This is a genomic window from Zhouia amylolytica (genome assembly GCF_900116365.1).
GTDB lineage: Bacteria > Bacteroidota > Bacteroidia > Flavobacteriales > Flavobacteriaceae > Zhouia > Zhouia amylolytica.
The window spans coordinates 174329-192193 of sequence record NZ_FPAG01000009.1 but is presented as its reverse complement, the minus strand read 5'-3'; the positions used below and the strand labels follow the sequence as shown (position 1 = coordinate 192193).

The following is a 17865-nucleotide window of genomic DNA, read 5'->3' as shown; positions in this document are numbered from 1 at the left end:
AATCAAATCAATTAAATAATTATGAGAATAAAGTTATTAACCGCTTTTCATGGTAATGTGAAGCTATATAAAATGGAGAGTTGATTATGAGGATGTCGATTGTATTAATTTTAAGTGCTGTTTTAACGCTCAATGCTGCCACCTATTCGCAGTCTAAGCGTGTGAGTCTAAATTTAACAGATGTAAGCTTCTCGTATTTGTTTGAAGAAATAAGGAAGCAAACAGATTATAGCTTTTTCTTTAATGAGGATAAAATTGCCGAATTAGAGAAAGTATCTGTGCAGAAAACGAATATTTCTGTCAATCAATTATTGGATGAGGTGCTATACGGAACCGGTTTATCATATCGTATGGTAGACGGAGTAATAATAATTGTAGAGAAGGAAAATGATAAGGTAGACCAGAGTCAATCGATTACCGTCTCAGGTACCATTATTGATGCTACAAGTAATGCCTTGATTCCGGGTGTAAATGTTATGGTTAAAAATAGCAGGCTCGGGACCTCTACAGATTTTGACGGTAAGTTTAGTATGAATTTACCGCCCAAGGAATCCATATTAGTTATTTCTTACATTGGATATAAAACACAAGAAATAAAAGTATCTAAATCAATGCAACTTCAAATTAAAATGGAGTTGGAAACATTAGATTTGGGAGAGGTAGTACTTACGGGGTATCAGACTATCGATAAAAGAGAGTTAACCAGCTCAATTGCTGAGGTTAATTCGGAAGATTTGGACATAGTTGGAGCTATTAGTGTAGATAAAATGCTAGAGGGTAAGGCGACTGGATTGTTAGTAAGTAATCTAAGCGCAGTTCCTGGTGCAGCTGCTAAAATCAGAATTAGAAGTGGAAGTACGTTTACAGGAAATCAGAGTCCTCTTTGGGTGGTTGATGGAGTTGTTTATGAAGACCCGGTGCCACTTAGTGCAGATCAGATAAATAGTTTTGATAATATCAATATTATAGGAAATGCAATAACAGGTATTAATCCTTCAGATATAGCTAAAATTGACATTCTGAAAGATGCGTCAGCTACCGCAATATATGGTACTCGCGCTGCAAATGGAGTTATTGTTATAACTACAAAAAGAGGAAAGCAAGGACAGCCTTCCTTAACCTATTCAGGTGGTTATAGTTTCGTTCAGGCACCACGATATTCTGATTTTAATTTAATGACATCTTTGGAGCGTATAGATGTTTCCAGAGAAATGTATCAAAAGAACCTTGGATATAGTGGCTTTTATGATAATGTAGGTCGTTTAGGGTACGAAGGAGCTTTAATGAATTTGTGGGACGGAACATATAATTATCAACAATTTAAAGATAGAGTCGGGTATTTAGAAACATTGAATTCAGATTGGTTTGGTGAGTTATATCGTAATTCATTCAGTCAACGTCATTCAGTAAGTGCATCCGGAGGTGGAGAAAAGTCACGTTACTACTTTTCATTAGGTTATGATGATCAAAGAGGAGCAGAAAATAACGTAGATCTGAATAGAATTACTGCCCGTTCAAATGTTGATTTAGATATCAGAGATAATATTAAACTGTCTTTTAGATTTAGTGGATCTGTACAGAAAGGAAAATATAATCACAGTTCAATAAACCTGTTCGATACAGCTTATAACACCAGTAGAACAATTCCGATTTATGATGAAAATGGTGATTACTTTTTCCAGCCACAGGAAATTTATTCAGATGGTTATGGAAAAGAATATGCAGGCTATAATATTCTGCATGAAATGAATAATTCTGAAAGAAATATTACCAATAAAGATTTTACCGTATCTGCTCAGTTACGCTGGGATTTCATGAAAAACCTTCGTTTTACCAGTCAGGGTAGCTACCGTAATACTACCAATTTAACGGAAGAGTGGATCACTGAAGATTCATTTTATGCAGCAAAATTACGTACATATGATGCATTTGAAAATTTAATAGAGGATAGACAAAATGTAGGGTCTACCCTACCATTTGGAGGTGTGTACAATGGAGGTATGGTAAGTCAGGATACTTATACCATTACCAATCAGTTAAACTATAACCGCGTATTTGGAAATCGTCATGCGTTCAATGTTAATTTAGGTCAGGAAGCAAGGTCTATCCAATATTGGGGGGCTACAGGATTTACAGTGCCAGGATATAATCACTACCAGGGAAGAGGGTTTGTAGCCCTTCCGAATCCTGGTATAGGCAGAGAAGACGGTAATAGTTTTATTGATTTTAGTGAGTATGATTACGATGCTATGTTCTATTGGCTTACCAATAGAGGAGGGTTATCCGTTTATCCGAACATTACAGACAGACTGCAAAATACAATGTCGTTTTTTGGAATAATTAATTATGTTTACGATAGTCGTTATGTGTTGAATTTCAATATGCGAAGCGATGGTTCGAATGCTTTTGGACAATACGAAAGATATAAGTTTAAGCCTACCTGGTCTGCTTCTGCACGATGGAATATTCACAATGAAAAGTTTTTGAAGAATGCAGGAGGTTTGGATGAACTTGCCCTTAGAGCATCTTATGGTATTCGTGGAACCATGCCGAATGGTAGCCCTTATCTCGTAATAGCTAATTATGGGAAGAACAATTCAATATATTATCCTGAAAATACAGCAGACTTATCGGCGCTTCCAAATGCAAATTTACGTTGGGAAAAAACAAATACTACAAATGTTGGATTGAATTATAGTTTTCTTGGTGGAAGAATAAGTGGAGCTGTTGATTATGCTTACTCTAAGAGTACAGACTTGTTACAGGCTCGCCCGGTATCTTTAGTAAACGGAACTGCAGTTCAGCTTTTTAATTCAGGTAGTAAGGATGTGAATACTTTTGAGTTCGCGATTCGAACAGTAAATGTTAAGAAAGATGATTTTGCATGGAGTACTCATTTCAATTTTTCACACGACAGAGATCGCGTTCTTGAAGGATTTGAAGATGGTTCACAAAGAAACCTAACAGCGTATAACTATTTACAGGGGAATATTTATCGGGCAGGTTTTCCTACCAGTGGATTCTTTTCTTATCAGTTTGATGGTTTAAGTGAAGAAGGACTGCCAACTTTTAAACATTTGGTAGAAGAAAATATGACACCTGAAGAACAATTAGAAGCTGCTTTAGTTTACGAAGGGAGCCGTACACCTAGATTTTATGGAGGGTTTGGTACCCAAATAAAATCAGGGAATTTTACAATATCAGCCAATTTTACCTACAAACTAGGATATAAAACAAGATTATTGAGCCTCTATAACGGAAATCAAAACTTGCCGCTTCCATATGAGAATATGCATGCCGATTTTAATAGGCGTTGGAGGCAACCTGGAGATGAACTTAATACAAGTATTCCGGCCATATCTAATCATAATATGACATTTACTTCTTCAACCAGTGCCGATGGTTATTCAAGAGTTTATATGACTAATCATGGAACCGTAGTCCCAGACGGAACTAGTGCATGGTGGATGTACGATTACAGCGATGAGCGAACAGTAGATGCAAGTCATTTCAGATTTCAGTCTTTAACAGTTAATTACAATGTTCCTTCCCAATTCTTTGGGAAAGCTGGGGTAAAAAGCTTAAATATTGGAGTTCAGGGAAGTAACCTTGGTTTCTTTGCATTCGACAGTGATTTAAAAGGACAGGATCCAGAGCAGGTGTCTGGAATAGGAATGCCAACCTTGCCTAACTACAGCTTAAGTTTAAATATGTCATTCTAAACAGAAAAAAATGAAAAAGTTATTTTTAATAATACCGATAATCTTATTGACTTTCAGTTGTAGTGATTTTCTTGATGAAGTGGATCAGGATAAATTAGTGCCTGAAAAAACTGATCACTATGCAGCCATGCTATTGCAGGAATTTAATTGGAATTATCCGATTTTCTTAACTGTAGATCACATGACTGATAATATTGTCGAAAATCCTGAGGCATTATCATCACAAAAGTTTAGCAGTAAAACCACCTATACCTGGCAACGGGAAATTGAAATAGATGAGGATGGAAATGAAAATAATTCTGTGAATCAGACCTGGGGAAATATATATGAAGATATTGCTATTTCAAATTATGTAATTGAACTTATCGATGATGCTTTAGGTAATCAAAGTGAAATAGATTTTGTAAAAGGTGAAGCATATTTCATAAGAGCGTTTTCATATTTCAATTTATTAAATCTATATGGTCAACCTTATAATTCTTCAAGTGCTGATGTTGCTCTGGGAATACCTGTCAGAGATAACATCGGGGTGGAAGAGGTTTACAGCAGGAATACGGTTAATGAGTGCTATTCGCAAATTGAAGCAGACCTTATGAGTGCAATCGAACTCATCACAATGAGTGGTATAGAGAAAAGTATTTGGCACCCAAATATTGCTGCTTGTAATCTGCTAATGTCAAGAGTTAAATTATACCAGGAAAAATGGGATGAAGCTATCGACTACTCGAATAAAGTTATAGCTGAGGCTAGTTTGTCAAGAATATCTGTCAATGTTCCATTTATTACAGAAGACAATAGCGAACTATTATATTCTTATAGTACATTAAGACCATTATTTGGAGGTGATACGGAGCCGTATATTGCAAATAAGGAATTGATTGATCTTTACGATGATAATGATATTCGAAAAGAAGCCTTTTTTACGGCAATTGACAACGGTACAGGGAAGCTGTACTATATGCCTAGAAAATATCAGCGTGATACTTACACTAGTTTAGGTTATGCCAATTTTAGAGTTTCAGAAGCTTATTTGAATCGTGCTGAAGCCTATGCTCAAAAACAAGATGTTGAAAACGCATTGAATGATATTAGAAGCTTGCATAGTGCCAGGTATTCAGATGCATCTTCTGTAGTTTATCCTGGTGAATCCAGTGAGGTATTAGCTTATGTTTTGCAAGAAAGACGAAAAGAGCTTTGTTTTGAAGATCATCATAGATGGTTCGATTTAAGACGCATGAAGAACAGGCCTGAAATTAAACATGTTTATTCTCTGATAGAAGATAATGGTACTAAACTTGGAACAGAAACTTATACCCTATTACCAGATGATCTAAACTACACACTGCCAATTCCTCTTAAAGAGAGACAAAATAACCCGCTAATTAGAAATAATGAGCGTTATGAGAAAATACCTGAAATAAATAATGAAGTAATTATTGATTAAAGAAAGATCAGTAGTTAATCAAAAACTATTAAATATGAAAAATCCATTTCTTATATACGTTGTGTTTGCGGCATTGTTTATTTATGCATGTGAAAGGCCGCAAGAGGAAATAAGACCTTCCAATAAAGATGAAGATAGAGTTTCAGGGCAGTTGGATTTAAACAATGCAACTATAGCCAGATTGTATTCCGATTTTAATACGGGCGTGCTTTATGAGTATGATAATATTCTTGATTTTGCATATGTAGCTTCGTCAGATAATATTGCAGAATTATGGGAAAGTGTAGAAATTCCGCAAATCAGAACCTTATTTACGGATACGCTTGACGTAATGGCAGCGGAAGATATACCAGCATATAAGGCCTATACGGAGGCAGCAGTCACTTTTATAGACACTACTTTATTCAAGTACTTTAAGCCTAACAGTAAAATTGCAGGTTTAATGCCGTACAAGGTATTGTTGAGTGAATCTGTTTTTGCCCCTCTGCTGGTTACCGGAGAACCGGGTTCAGTAATGACTGAATCTGAATCCAGGTTCAGTCGTTCGGGAAGCTCAAGAAACCTGCAGAGAACAGTATTTAATGAACATTCAATTGTCTTTAGTGTAAATCAAGATGAGGTCGTTAAAGATATTGATGAGTATACAAAAGATAATTTCTATATCCTGTTATCCAGAATTATGTCAATGCATAACTTATATGATGAGGTCCCGGCTTCTTTTTTTAATGGTAAAAGTGCATACTACAATCAGAATATGGATGTGGTTTACAGAGAAGAACTTAATATAGCCGAAGACAAGAATGTTTATGTTATTGATAAAGATTGGTTTTATTCAAAAGGGTTTATTGATGCCTATTACTTCTTCAATAGCTTTGGTTTAAGAACCTATTATCAGAGTTTCGATGAAGATGGAAACAGGTTGCCTACAAGAATAATTCATCCCAAAGCATTAAGACCGAGTTATGAATTTGTCGGAAATGAGGCCATAGATGTAAGAAGTTATCTAACAGAGATGATTCACAGAAATGAAGCTGAGTTTTTAGAGTATCCTGAAAACATTCAGGAGAACATAATTTTATTACGCGATTTGTTAATGAGCTGGGGAGTTGATATAGTCGGTATTAATCCAGACTTAAATGTACTCAACTAAATAAACCAGGTAATTTAAATCTATAAGTCATGAAAATAAATAACTTAATATATATATTATTAATAGGTTGCCTTGGCCTTTTTGCATTGCAATCTTGTGAGAGTGATCCTGTATTCCCAGATCCAGGGTTTGAATTAGAAGATACGCGTGTTGAAATCAGAAGAGATACCGCAGATTTCTATGATATTAATCTGAAAATGGATGTTCCTAATGGAGTTTCTTCTATTAATATACTGGATGCTACAAATTATGAAGTTTTAGAGAAAATCGATGAATATAATGGCAGGACAAAATTCGATTTTCAATATAGAGTAGATTTAACAAGCTTCGAAAAGGATACGGTACTAAATTATCTTGTTAAGGTAACGGATGCAGACGATCGTAGTTTTAACCGGGGTATTCGAATTGATGTTAAAGGGTTTTCTTTTCCTGAGATTAAATTAGTCGGTGGAGATAATATTTCAGTTGCAGCACCGGCATATGTCGTGAAAGGATTAATCACAACAGGATTAAATGCAATTAGTTCCGTACAGGTTCTGTTTGAAGGTGAAGAACAATATCTATTCGAATCCAATCCTTCAGAACCCTTATATGAAATGCCTCTCAAACAATTGGTTTTTTTAGGGAATTTGGAACTTGATGTAGAATATCACATTGATGTTGTCATTGTTGACGAAAAAGGACAAACGTCAACTACCACCATTAAAGTTTTTAAAGGGGAATCAGTACAAAGACCGGTGCAGATTAATTACCTGACGACCAGTGACCTTTTAATTCAAATTAAGTTTCAATATGATGAAAACGGTAATATGACAGCCCTGGATTATATATTTCCGAATGGTAGAAATTATTACCATGAATTCAGGTACAACGATTTGAAAATGGTCGATACCCTGTTGTACAGAAGCACTGAGGTTGATGGAAGTTTTACCTTCGAAAATTACAGGTACATTAATTATATTCCGGGTTCAACAGAGATTCAAAACATAGAATCTCAATCATTTGAGTATGAAGAAGGTAATGTGGTTATAGGAGATGTCGAGGTAGAGGCAGATAATTTTGTTTATGACCCTGTAAAGGGCACGGTATTATCATTTAATACCAACTCAACCGTAGATAATATATATTATAGCGATCCCTTCAATTTAGGAGAAAACATTTTTGGTGAATTCTGGCAAAGCACCAGCTATATGTCAAGTAATACAATCAGAAGACAGCACAGAGAAGATTATGATCCGGTTTTAATGCCAACATTTAATGAAGGTTTACCACCGTTTGTTTCAGGTAATTCGGCTTTGTTTGAAGTGTTTAACGACCTGTTTTGGCATAAGTATATAATGACCAAAACAGTGCCGACAGATCCGAGCTACAGCGGAACTTATTTAAGAGAGCCATCATATACATACGAAACTGACAATAATGGTAATATTACAAGAATTGTCAAGCTGTATACCTCAGGAACCTCTTTTGTAAAAGGAAAATCAGCCTCTTACTCGTTTTTTTATGAGTAATCATATTGATTAATAAAAGATAGATTAGATGAGATTGATGTCTAAGAGGTTATTTGATAGGGTAGCTGTAGTTTTATATTTGATGATGTTTTCAATAAACTTGAGTTCTCAACAGCTACCCATACCATCAAATATTATCCATAAGCAGTTAGATAATGGTTTTTCATATTACATTCTACCTAATGGGGAGCCTGGAAAAATTGGATTATACCTTTTTTCAGATACCGGTAGTTATGTAGAAAAAAGGGAAGAACGTGGTGTAGCTCACTTTTTGGAGCATATGGTGTTCAAGGGAAGTAAGAACTTTCCTGGAAACAAAACTGCAGACACTCTGGAGAGTTTGGGACTTCGGATTGGTAGAGATTATAACGGATCGGTTAATGATATTTTTACTGAATATCGTGTTTTTATACCCGAAAATAATAAGGTTACTTTAGAGAAAACACTGAGAATGATGAATGATTGGTGTTTTAATCTTCAAATGGATGCCAATGATCTGGAAGTAGAGAAAAAGGTGGTTATTGAAGAAATTAAACTAAGGAGCTCAGGGGGTACCCCTTTCGTAATTGGTACTTATTTAGAAGGTCATAATGGTTTAGGTACAGCTGAACAGATAAACAGTGTAACTGCCAAAGATGTAAAGGACTTTTATAAAAAATACTATACTACAGATCAACTTGCATTGGTTGTTCATGGTAAAGTTGATGAGAAAAATATTATCAGGTATATAGATAAATTATTTGGAGAACTTCCTGGAACCATAGCAGACAATAGGAACAAGTATCTTGACTTGAGTAAGGAGACTATTGTTAGTGGTGAGTATAAAAATAAAAGGGCAGACATGTTGGTTTTAGGATTTAAAACCCGTGATTTCCCCGTAAATACGGTAGCGTCCTTTAAAAAGGATTTCATATACAAAGTGTTTTGTGAAATGCTGAGTAATAGATTGAGTAAATTACCTGATTCTGATATTAAAAAAGTTACTGCAAATACTGCAGTGCCTTTTACAGGTAATTTGTGGTTTAATTTTAGGCTTGAAGCCAAGGAAGGAGCATCTTATAAAACAATGCTTGACAATTTCAATTTTGTTATAGCACAGGCCAGACGTTTTGGTTTTTTACAGGAAGAGATCGATTATTATGTGAATGATTTTTTAAAACGCTATAAAAGACTTGCAACTCGTTCTGAAGATTACCTTGGTGATGTTAAAAAGCATTTTCTTAAAGGTGATGTTCCGTTATCATTGATAGATAAGGTGAAATACACGCAACAAATTTCAAATGAAATCTCACCAGAAGACTTTTCCGACTTGTTGAATCATTTTACTGAATATAATAAAACAATCTTGTTTGATAATACTGCAAAGGCATTTGAAGATGGTTTTGACGAATCTTATATTTTAGCTTCATTAAGGCATATTGAAAAAAATGCCAAGGTTATGCCGTATAAGTTTTCGGAACCATCAAGTCAATTTGCAATAGGCAGTACTAACGATTTGCCAGAGGTTGAAATTGAGGATAAAGAGGCAGGGAAAATCAAAAAAAAGGTAAAACTCGGAGATTATCTCTACGTGCTAAAATACGATAACGGTATTAAGGTGGTTGTGAATAATGCACCCAAATCAGATACGCAAATTAAAATTGTAAGTAAACATGGTTTAAACAACATTCCACAGGAAGACCGGGCATTATTTAAATATGTTGTGGATCACTTCGATGAAAAATTCGGGGTCTATTCCGAAAAAGGAGCGAGAGATCTAAGGCGTAGGCTAAGAATATATAAGGATGTAGAATTTGGTAATTATAATTATGAACTTAGTTTAAAAGGTAACAACAATAACTTCTCGCAACTTATAAAAATATTCAACCTCATCATTACGAATAATTCAAAACCCGAAGCAGGGGAGTTGTCTGAAAGTCTCAAGCGCTATTTAAAGCGTGTAACACAGAATAAGGATGAATATGATCAGTATTCAAACTATATTTTAGGGAAGGGATTAGAAGTGCCTGCATTAACAAGTCAACCCATTGATGATGCTATTGTAGCCAGGTTTTTTGAATATAATAATATGTTCAAACGGAGTCTAAAGGACGCTTATGTATATGTTGGAGGAGAATTACCTGAAAATGTAGATGACTTAATCTCCACTTACATAGCAAGTATTGAGCCGGTCCGATTTAATACTTCAGTAAATGAAAAAGCATCACCTTTGTTTATTGAAAAACCAACTGTAAAAGAAATAGCCTGGGGAAAGACTTCAGCCAAATCTAGTTTTATGTTTTCAAATGTAAAGGATAAACCAGTTTCCTTTAAAGATAAATTGATAAGTGAAGGCATAGCCGAATACGGTTATAAAAGGATGTTTCAGATTTTAAGGAAAAAATATGGATTTGTTTATTCTCTCGGAGCTTCAGGGTATGCTAATGTGTCACAGAACTTATCAGCGGTTAGTATCCGTTATATCGTGGAAGATAAAACGAATGTTGATGCAGCACAAAGGGCTATGCTTGAAGAAGTCCTACCTTCAATGAGTGAAGGTATATTATCTGAACACGATGCTTTGGTGATTAAGGCGTTACTGGAAAAGGACTATGTGTCTTCTTTTTATGAAACAGATAGAGTAAGTTCAGACTATTTAAAATGGGGATTAGACTATGGTGAATTATATACCATGCAAGATTTTCAAAAAATAATACGCACAATAACTGAAGAAGATATTGAAGATCAAATGAGACGTTTAATCAACCCGGATAATTACATCATACTGCTACAGCAAAAGTAATGTTTTCAGGGAATTAGTGTTGTAAAGATCTTTTTGTAATAAAATTAAAAGCTGTTATTAAAATATAACAGCTTTTTTTTATCCGGTTGTCACTCTTAGACAAAAATCACGCGTCTTACATAGTAGTAAGTTATCCATAGATTAACCGTAAACTAAACTAAAAATATATGAAAAGAAATGTTTTAATGATTATTGCCCTTGTCAGTTTTGCTGTTTTTAGTTCAGCAGCACAGGGTATAGAATTTCAACATATATCCTTAAAAGAAGCCTTGAAAAAAGCTAACTCAGAAAATAAATTAGTGTTTATAGACTTTTACACAACATGGTGCGCACCTTGTAAGGCTATGGCAAAAAATGTATTTACTTTACCGGAAGTTGGTAAAGTATACAATAAAGAATATATCAATATTAAGCTGGATGCCGAAAAAGAAGGTCTTGAGGCAGCTAAAAAATACAAGGTAAACAGTTATCCTACCTATATATATTTAAACCCTAATGGCAATCTTGTTTATAAAGAGTCTGGAGCACGAATGGCAGATGATTTTATTAAAATTGGTCGGGAAGCCGTAGCTTCGGCAAATAGTCAATACAGCCTCGAAAAACTACAGACTGATTTTCCTGATAAGCAAGATGATGCTGATTTCTTAAAGATTTATTTTACAAAATTATTGGAATATGGTCAAAACCCATCCGAAGGGATTGATGCATGGTTAAGAGTCCAGAATGAGATAGAAGAAGATGATGTCGATATGATGGAGTTTTTATTAAAATATAGAAAGTACATTTTAGCAGGATCCAAAGGAGAAGATATCATAAATGAAAATTTTGAAGAGTACATGGATATTGCAACCAGGAAAGAAGAAGGAGATTTGGAGCGTTTCCAGGTTCAGATTGTTCAAAACACTAAAGACTTTGCCTATGAGTCCAGAAGTCCGGAGTTATGGTTGACTTTTATGAAGAGTTTTAACAAGTTGCCGGAAAACTATAAGAAGCGAGGGAATCTATTAGAGTATAAAATGGTGTATTACGCAATGCTTAAAGATGAGAACGCATACAAAGATGTTGTGGAGGTCTATGTTGATAGTTTGATGGCAGATAAATCTATAGTTGAGATTAAAGCCTTAGATGAAAAGATTTATGAGAAACGTGCCAAACCTTTGGAAGGGAATAAAGCCCCTGAAGCAATACGTATGCTGGAAGCATATAAAAATGGAGTAAAAGGAGCATCGATTGCTAAAGAGATTCACCAAAAAGGGCGGGCATACCTCGATTATATAAATACAAAAAGGGAATACAAAACTTTAGAAAAGTGGATAGGTTACGGTTATGAATTAGGTTCAAGTAAGTACTTAATCGACGACCTCAAGTCGAAAATGTATTATAAAAGAGGTAAAACCAAAAAAGCTATAGAGTTTAAGGAAATGGCTTTGGAAAGTTGGCCTGAAAATGACAAAAAATTGTCTGCGAAAAAATATGAGTTAGAGCAAATGAAAAAAGGAGAATTACTTTAATTACTAAACCTCAGAATTCATGATCAATAAAAAAATAATATTCTTAAGCCTCTTAGTCTTGCCTGTAATAGCTATTGCTCAAGGCGTTAATTTTGAAAAAATAACCTTAGAGGAAGCATTGGTTAAAGCGAAAAAAGAGAATAAGCTGGTATTTATAGATTTTTACACTGTTTGGTGCGGTCCGTGTAAAAAAATGGAAAAAATCGTCTTTCCACTCGAAAAAGTAGGAGATTTTTACAATAAAAACTTTATTAATTTAAAATTAGATGCAGAGAAAGAAGGTAAAACTGTTGCCGATCAGTATAACGTAACGGGGTACCCAACTTTATTGTATTTAGATACTGATGGTAAGGTACTTCTTAAAGACACAGCATTTAATCCAGAAGATGAGTTTTTAAAATCCGGACAAAGAGCTGTAGCATCAATCAACAGCAGGTATAGTTTAGAAAATCTTAAAAACGAATACCCAAAAAGGTTAAATGACGAAGAGTTCCTTAAAATGTATATCGTAAAAATGAAGGAATTTGGCCAGGACCTAACTGATCCTATTGAGGCATGGTTAAAGGTGCAAACAGAAATGGAAGAATCGAGCCCCGAAATGAAAGATTATGTGATTCATAATGTGAGAAACTTTGTTGTGGGAAGTAAAGGAGAGCAGATCCTCAATGAAAATTTGGAAACCTACATGAAAAATGCTTCTCCATACGAGGCAAAAGTACTACCAAGGTTAAATAAACAAATACTTATTAATACAAAAGAGGTAGCCTGGGAGAGACATGATCCAGAGCTGATGAAAGCTTATATAGAAGCTTATCAAAAACAACCTGAAAAACGTATTAATAAAGAGGATTTAATTGATGCGCAGTTAGCCTATTTTGATATGGTTAAGGATTATACTGCTTATAAAGAACTCACCGAGACCTATATAAATGGCCTGTTAAATGAGAAGTCAATTGCCGAAACTCAGGCTTCAGATGCAGAAATGTACCAGCGATATAAAGAAGCTTATGACAAAGATCCTGTGCAAAAAAGAGAACGTATGCTTTTGGCAACCAAAGAAGGTCTTGGCGCTACAAAAATTCTTAAAGAGGTAGCTTCAAAGGGAAAGGGATATTTAGATCGTATTACTTCTGAAGAAGAATTTAAAAAGCTAAATAAATGGATTGAATACGGTTATGACCTAAGGGAAGAAAACTGTTTTATGGACGATCTTAAAGCTGAAGTATACTATATAAATGGAAAGTCTAAAAAAGCAGTAAAGCTTAAAGAAAGAGCGATTAAGAATTGGCCCAGGAGAGACAAGAAGTTTGTAAATAAGGAGTATGAACTTGAACAAATGAAAAAAGGAAAGTCAATTTAAACTAATAAAATATGTTCATGATTAATAGAAAAACAATTTTTTATATACTGCTTCTGTTACCTGTTTTGGCTGTAGCACAAGGTATTCATTTTGAAAAAGGGAATTTTCAACAAGCTTTTAACAAGGCCAAAAAAGAAAATAAAATCTTGTTTGTAGATGGTTATGCCGATTGGTGTGCCCCATGCAAAAAAATGGCTAAGACTGTTTTTATGGAAGAAGAAGTAGGCGCATATTTTAATGAGCATTTTGTGTCGTTTAAATTGGATATTGAAAAAGGAAATGGCCCGAAACTCAAAGAAAAATATGGAATAAATGGCCTCCCTGGTTATGTGTTTATCGATGCGAATGATGAAGTGGTTTACAGATCATCAAGAGCAATGCCTGCTGATGAGTTTATGAATGAAGCGAAATTAGCAGTAGCTTCTGCAAATGACCCTAATAGTTTAGGGCGCTTGTCAGAACTGTATATTAAAAACAAGGATGACGAAGCATTAATTTCCAAGTATTTAGATAAGTTACTCGAGGTAAAAACTGAAGAAAATTATTCCGATGTATTAGAGCATTTTTTGAGTGTTCAAAAAAGTATTCCGGATTCGAGTAAGACAATGGTAAGATTATTGGCAAATCACTATAAGCAGATTATTATAGGTGGTAGGGCTGACCGAATTATTGAGGGAAATATAAAAACCAAGGCCTGGAAAAAGTATGTGAGAAAGGATATCAGAGAAGTTTATCAAAAAATTCCAAGAGAAATGATTGGTACAACTATAGCGTATGCCATTTTAAAGCGCGATACATCCTATCTCGAGTTAGCATTGGAGCACGCAAAAGATGTGGGTCTTGCTTCTAATGCGGAACAAAAGAAGAGAACATATACCTATTATTATTACAATACAGGGCAGGGTGAAAAATATAAGTCTTTGGTACATGATGATATAGTAGAATATGTAGCATCGATAGATAAGGAACATTTAAGGAATTTTTATATCGATTGGTTGGAAAAAAGAGCGGCAGGAGATCCCGACGCCTTAAGATTGATTAGACCTAACTCCGTACGTTATAGTGAGGATATCTATAGAATGGTTAAAGATTATGTGGCTTTTGTAAATACTGAAGAGGAGAAAAAGGAAGTGTTGTCCTGGATGGAGGTTGCCTATTATATCAGGCCCGAATCAGCAAGAAATACAAGTAATTATGCAAACATACTTTATTTGATAGGCGATAAGAGCCAGGCGATAGAACTAAAAGAAGCAGCCCTTAAACTAGGTGAAAAAGAAAAACTTAAAAGACTCTCAACGATAAAGACAGATTTAGACCTAATGAAAGCAGGTGAGACGATTACATTGTAATAATCAGAATACCTGTAAGCATTCTACAAATAATTAAAACTTAAGGGCACATAAATTCATATTGCTTTAAGCAAAACAAGTAAAACCTAACCCTAATTCTTGTGCCCTTATTCTTAGATACAAAAATCATGAAGAAACTATCAATAATTTTATTGGCTATGCTGGCTACTACTTCTTTAAGTTTAGCTCAGGATTTTCATAACTTATCTGAGGAAGTCCCATTCGATAAGTCAGTTAGAAAAGGAGTTTTACCGAACGGACTTACCTATTATATAAAACATAACGAAGTCCCTAAAGACAGAGCCAGTTATTACATTATTCAAAATGTTGGATCTGTTTTAGAGAATGATGATCAGAATGGTTTGGCTCACTTCTTAGAGCATATGGCTTTTAATGGTACGACAACATTTCCTGGAAATAGTATGATTGATTTTCTTGAGCGAAACGGAATTAAGTTCGGTAAGGAAATTAATGCCTACACCGCACATAATGAAACAGTTTATAACATCAGTAAAGTACCTACTATTAATGAAAAGGTAGTGGATTCTTGTTTGTATATTTTACGTGATTGGTGTAACGGACTGACCTTGACAACAAAAGAAATAGATGCAGAGCGTGGGGTGATCCAGGAAGAGTGGCGCTCTCGATTAGGTTTGGGAACAAGAATTTCCGAGCAGGTGAATGATATCAAATACAACCATACTATTTATGCAAATCGCCCTCCTATAGGAAGTATGGATGTGGTTAGAAATTTTGATCCTGAAACCTTACGTGATTTTTATCACGATTGGTATCGGACAGATCTCCAGGCGGTAGCCATTATAGGGGATTTCAATGTAGATGAAATGGAGAAACGAGTGATAGACCTGTTTTCTTCTATTCCGGCCGTTGATAATCCTAAAAAACGAAAGTTTATTAACATTCCGGATAATAAAAGCCCACTCTACACATTGGGAACCGATAAGGAACTTAAAAATGTAAACATATCCCTCAATATCAGACATCCTGAAAAATCGGGTAATACATTAAATGACTTGCGGAATAAATACATCAATCGCTTCTTCAATGCTTTGATGGCAGGCCGATATAGCGAAATAAAAGCAAAGGAGGATGTTCCTTTTTTATCCGGAAGCGTTAAGTACACGAATTTTGTAAGAGGATATAAAACTTTTAAGATTACTGCTATTGCAGAACCTTCAAAATCTAAAGAAGCCTTTGAAGCAGTTTATCAGGAATTACAACGTGTTGTTAATCATGGTTTTACAGCTGGAGAATTTGAAAGGTTGAAAGCAAATATGCTCGTAAGGGTCGAAAATAACTATTTAAAGGGCGATAAAATAAGTTCCGATTCCTATGCCAAAGCATTGAAATCTGTTTATTTAGATGGAGCCTCGTTAACAAACCAGAGGTTTAATTATGAATTTGCTAAATCTATAATACCCGGAATTACCTTAAAAGAAGTGAACGATTTCATGGTTAATCTGTTAACGGAAAAAAACAGGGTCTATATAGTTACAGGTCCGAGTAATAAGAAAAATGATCTGCCAAGCTTAAACGAACTACAAAAAATTACATCAATTGTTCAGAAAAAGAAATTGTTGCCTTTTACCGATAGTGCCCCAATAGCAGATAATTTGCTGGCAAATGAACCTATAGGGGGAGAGGTGATTACGGAAAAGCCGGTAGATGCTTTCGGAGCAACAGAGTGGATACTTTCTAACGGAGCCAAAGTGGTATATCGATATGCTGATTATCAAAAAAATTCAGTTTCACTATACGCAGCTAGTGAAGGAGGTGCTTCAGTTTATGGAATTGAAGATATACCTTCCTATAGTGCCGCTTCGCAATACACAAGGTATTTTGGAATAGGTGAGTTAGATCCGATTACTTATAAAAAGGTCATGGCAGGTAAAACAGCAAGCTCAAGCTTTTCCATAGGAGACTTTACAGAATCAGTTTCAGGATATTCAACAACTAAAGATGTTGAAACTATGATGAAATTGGTGTATATGCGCTTTGAAGAGCCTAGATTTGATAAAGAAAAATTTAATGAACTTTTAGATAGAAACCGGGCATCGGTAAAAAATGCTGTAAAAAGTGTAACCTCTTTCGTAAAAGATACGGTAAATAACATCGTTAATAATGGGAATCCAAGAATGCTGAAGTTTGATGAAAAGTACTTGGATCAGATATCTTTTGATCGGTTAAAAGAAATTTACTCAGACCGTTTTAGCAATGCGGGTGATTTTACCTTCTTTATAGTTGGAGATGTACAGGAAGAGGTTATTAAGCCTCTTGTGGAAAAATACATTGGTGCCATTTCCGATATGGGTAGGAATGAATCTATAATCAATCACGGTAATTATTTCCCTAAAGGGAAGAACGAACATAAAATTATGGTGAAAATGGGAACACCTAAATCAGGGGTTCAAATAAAAATGCGAACCGATATAGAATACTCCCGAGAAAAAATCATCTATCATTCTATTTTAGGCTCAATCTTGAATTTACGTTTTACGGAGAATATTAGAGAAAAAGAAGGAGGTACCTATGGAGTGAGTGTTAAATCAAGAGGATCCCGTATTCCGGAAAGTATGTTATCACTAGATATATCGTTTCAATGCGATCCGGATAGAGCAGACTATCTAAAATCTCTTGTGTATAATGAATTGGAAAAAGTTAAAACGCATGTAAGGCAAGATGATCTGGATAAGGTAGCGTTTAACATGAAGAAAAATTCAGAACACAGTACGGAAAGTAACCGTTTTTGGATGAATGCCCTGAGAACGTATTATAGAAATGGTGAAAATATGCTGGCATCATCGTATTATGATGATATTATAGATAACGTAACGCCCGAGGATATTGAAAACGCAGCGAAAACCTTTTTAAAAGACGCAGACGTTCTTGATCTGATGGTGTTTCCTAAAGATACAATGCAGTAAATAACTATAAGATTTAAAAACCACAAAGCCCGCTTTAATAGCGGGCTTTGTTATTTAATCTAAAATTATAAAGCATTTAAATAGTAATCAT

9 protein-coding genes are annotated in these 17865 nt (G+C 34.9%); all 9 read left to right on the top strand.

Annotated elements, in window-relative coordinates; translation table 11 throughout:
• Positions 1-86 precede the first annotated feature (86 nt).
• The 9 genes from BM361_RS15460 (at position 87) to BM361_RS15420 (ending at position 17774) form a co-directional block, all read left to right on the top strand.
• Entirely contained in the window at positions 87-3722 is a 3636-nt protein-coding gene (locus tag BM361_RS15460) for a SusC/RagA family TonB-linked outer membrane protein (RefSeq protein ID WP_083425976.1), read from the top strand.
• Positions 3723-3732: 10 nt separating this feature from the next.
• A complete protein-coding gene (locus BM361_RS15455) occupies positions 3733-5166 on the top strand; it encodes a RagB/SusD family nutrient uptake outer membrane protein (protein WP_074979985.1) in 1434 nt (477 codons plus the stop codon).
• Between the two features lie 34 nt (positions 5167-5200).
• Positions 5201-6316: a hypothetical protein gene (locus tag BM361_RS15450; protein ID WP_139226736.1), complete on the top strand. Its 1116-nt coding sequence runs from the start codon at positions 5201-5203 to the stop codon at positions 6314-6316.
• A gap of 29 nt (positions 6317-6345) precedes the next feature.
• On the top strand, positions 6346-7827 hold the full coding sequence (locus tag BM361_RS15445) for a hypothetical protein (RefSeq protein WP_074979981.1): 1482 nt from the start codon (positions 6346-6348) through the stop codon (positions 7825-7827).
• Between the two features lie 37 nt (positions 7828-7864).
• Complete coding sequence (locus BM361_RS15440; protein WP_175496594.1) at positions 7865-10609, top strand: M16 family metallopeptidase; 2745 nt, start codon at positions 7865-7867, stop codon at positions 10607-10609.
• 167 nt (positions 10610-10776) lie between these two features.
• A complete protein-coding gene (locus BM361_RS15435) occupies positions 10777-12120 on the top strand; it encodes a thioredoxin family protein (RefSeq protein ID WP_074979978.1) in 1344 nt (447 codons plus the stop codon).
• Positions 12121-12139: 19 nt separating this feature from the next.
• Positions 12140-13480 carry a thioredoxin family protein gene (locus tag BM361_RS15430; RefSeq protein ID WP_074979976.1) on the top strand — a complete coding sequence of 447 codons (1341 nt, stop codon included), beginning with the start codon at positions 12140-12142 and terminating at the stop codon, positions 13478-13480.
• A 17-nt stretch (positions 13481-13497) separates the two neighbouring features.
• Positions 13498-14829, top strand: a complete 1332-nt coding sequence (locus BM361_RS15425) for a thioredoxin family protein (protein ID WP_074979975.1) — start codon at positions 13498-13500, stop codon at positions 14827-14829.
• Between the two features lie 128 nt (positions 14830-14957).
• Complete coding sequence (locus BM361_RS15420; protein ID WP_074979973.1) at positions 14958-17774, top strand: M16 family metallopeptidase; 2817 nt, start codon at positions 14958-14960, stop codon at positions 17772-17774.
• Positions 17775-17865 lie beyond the last annotated feature (91 nt).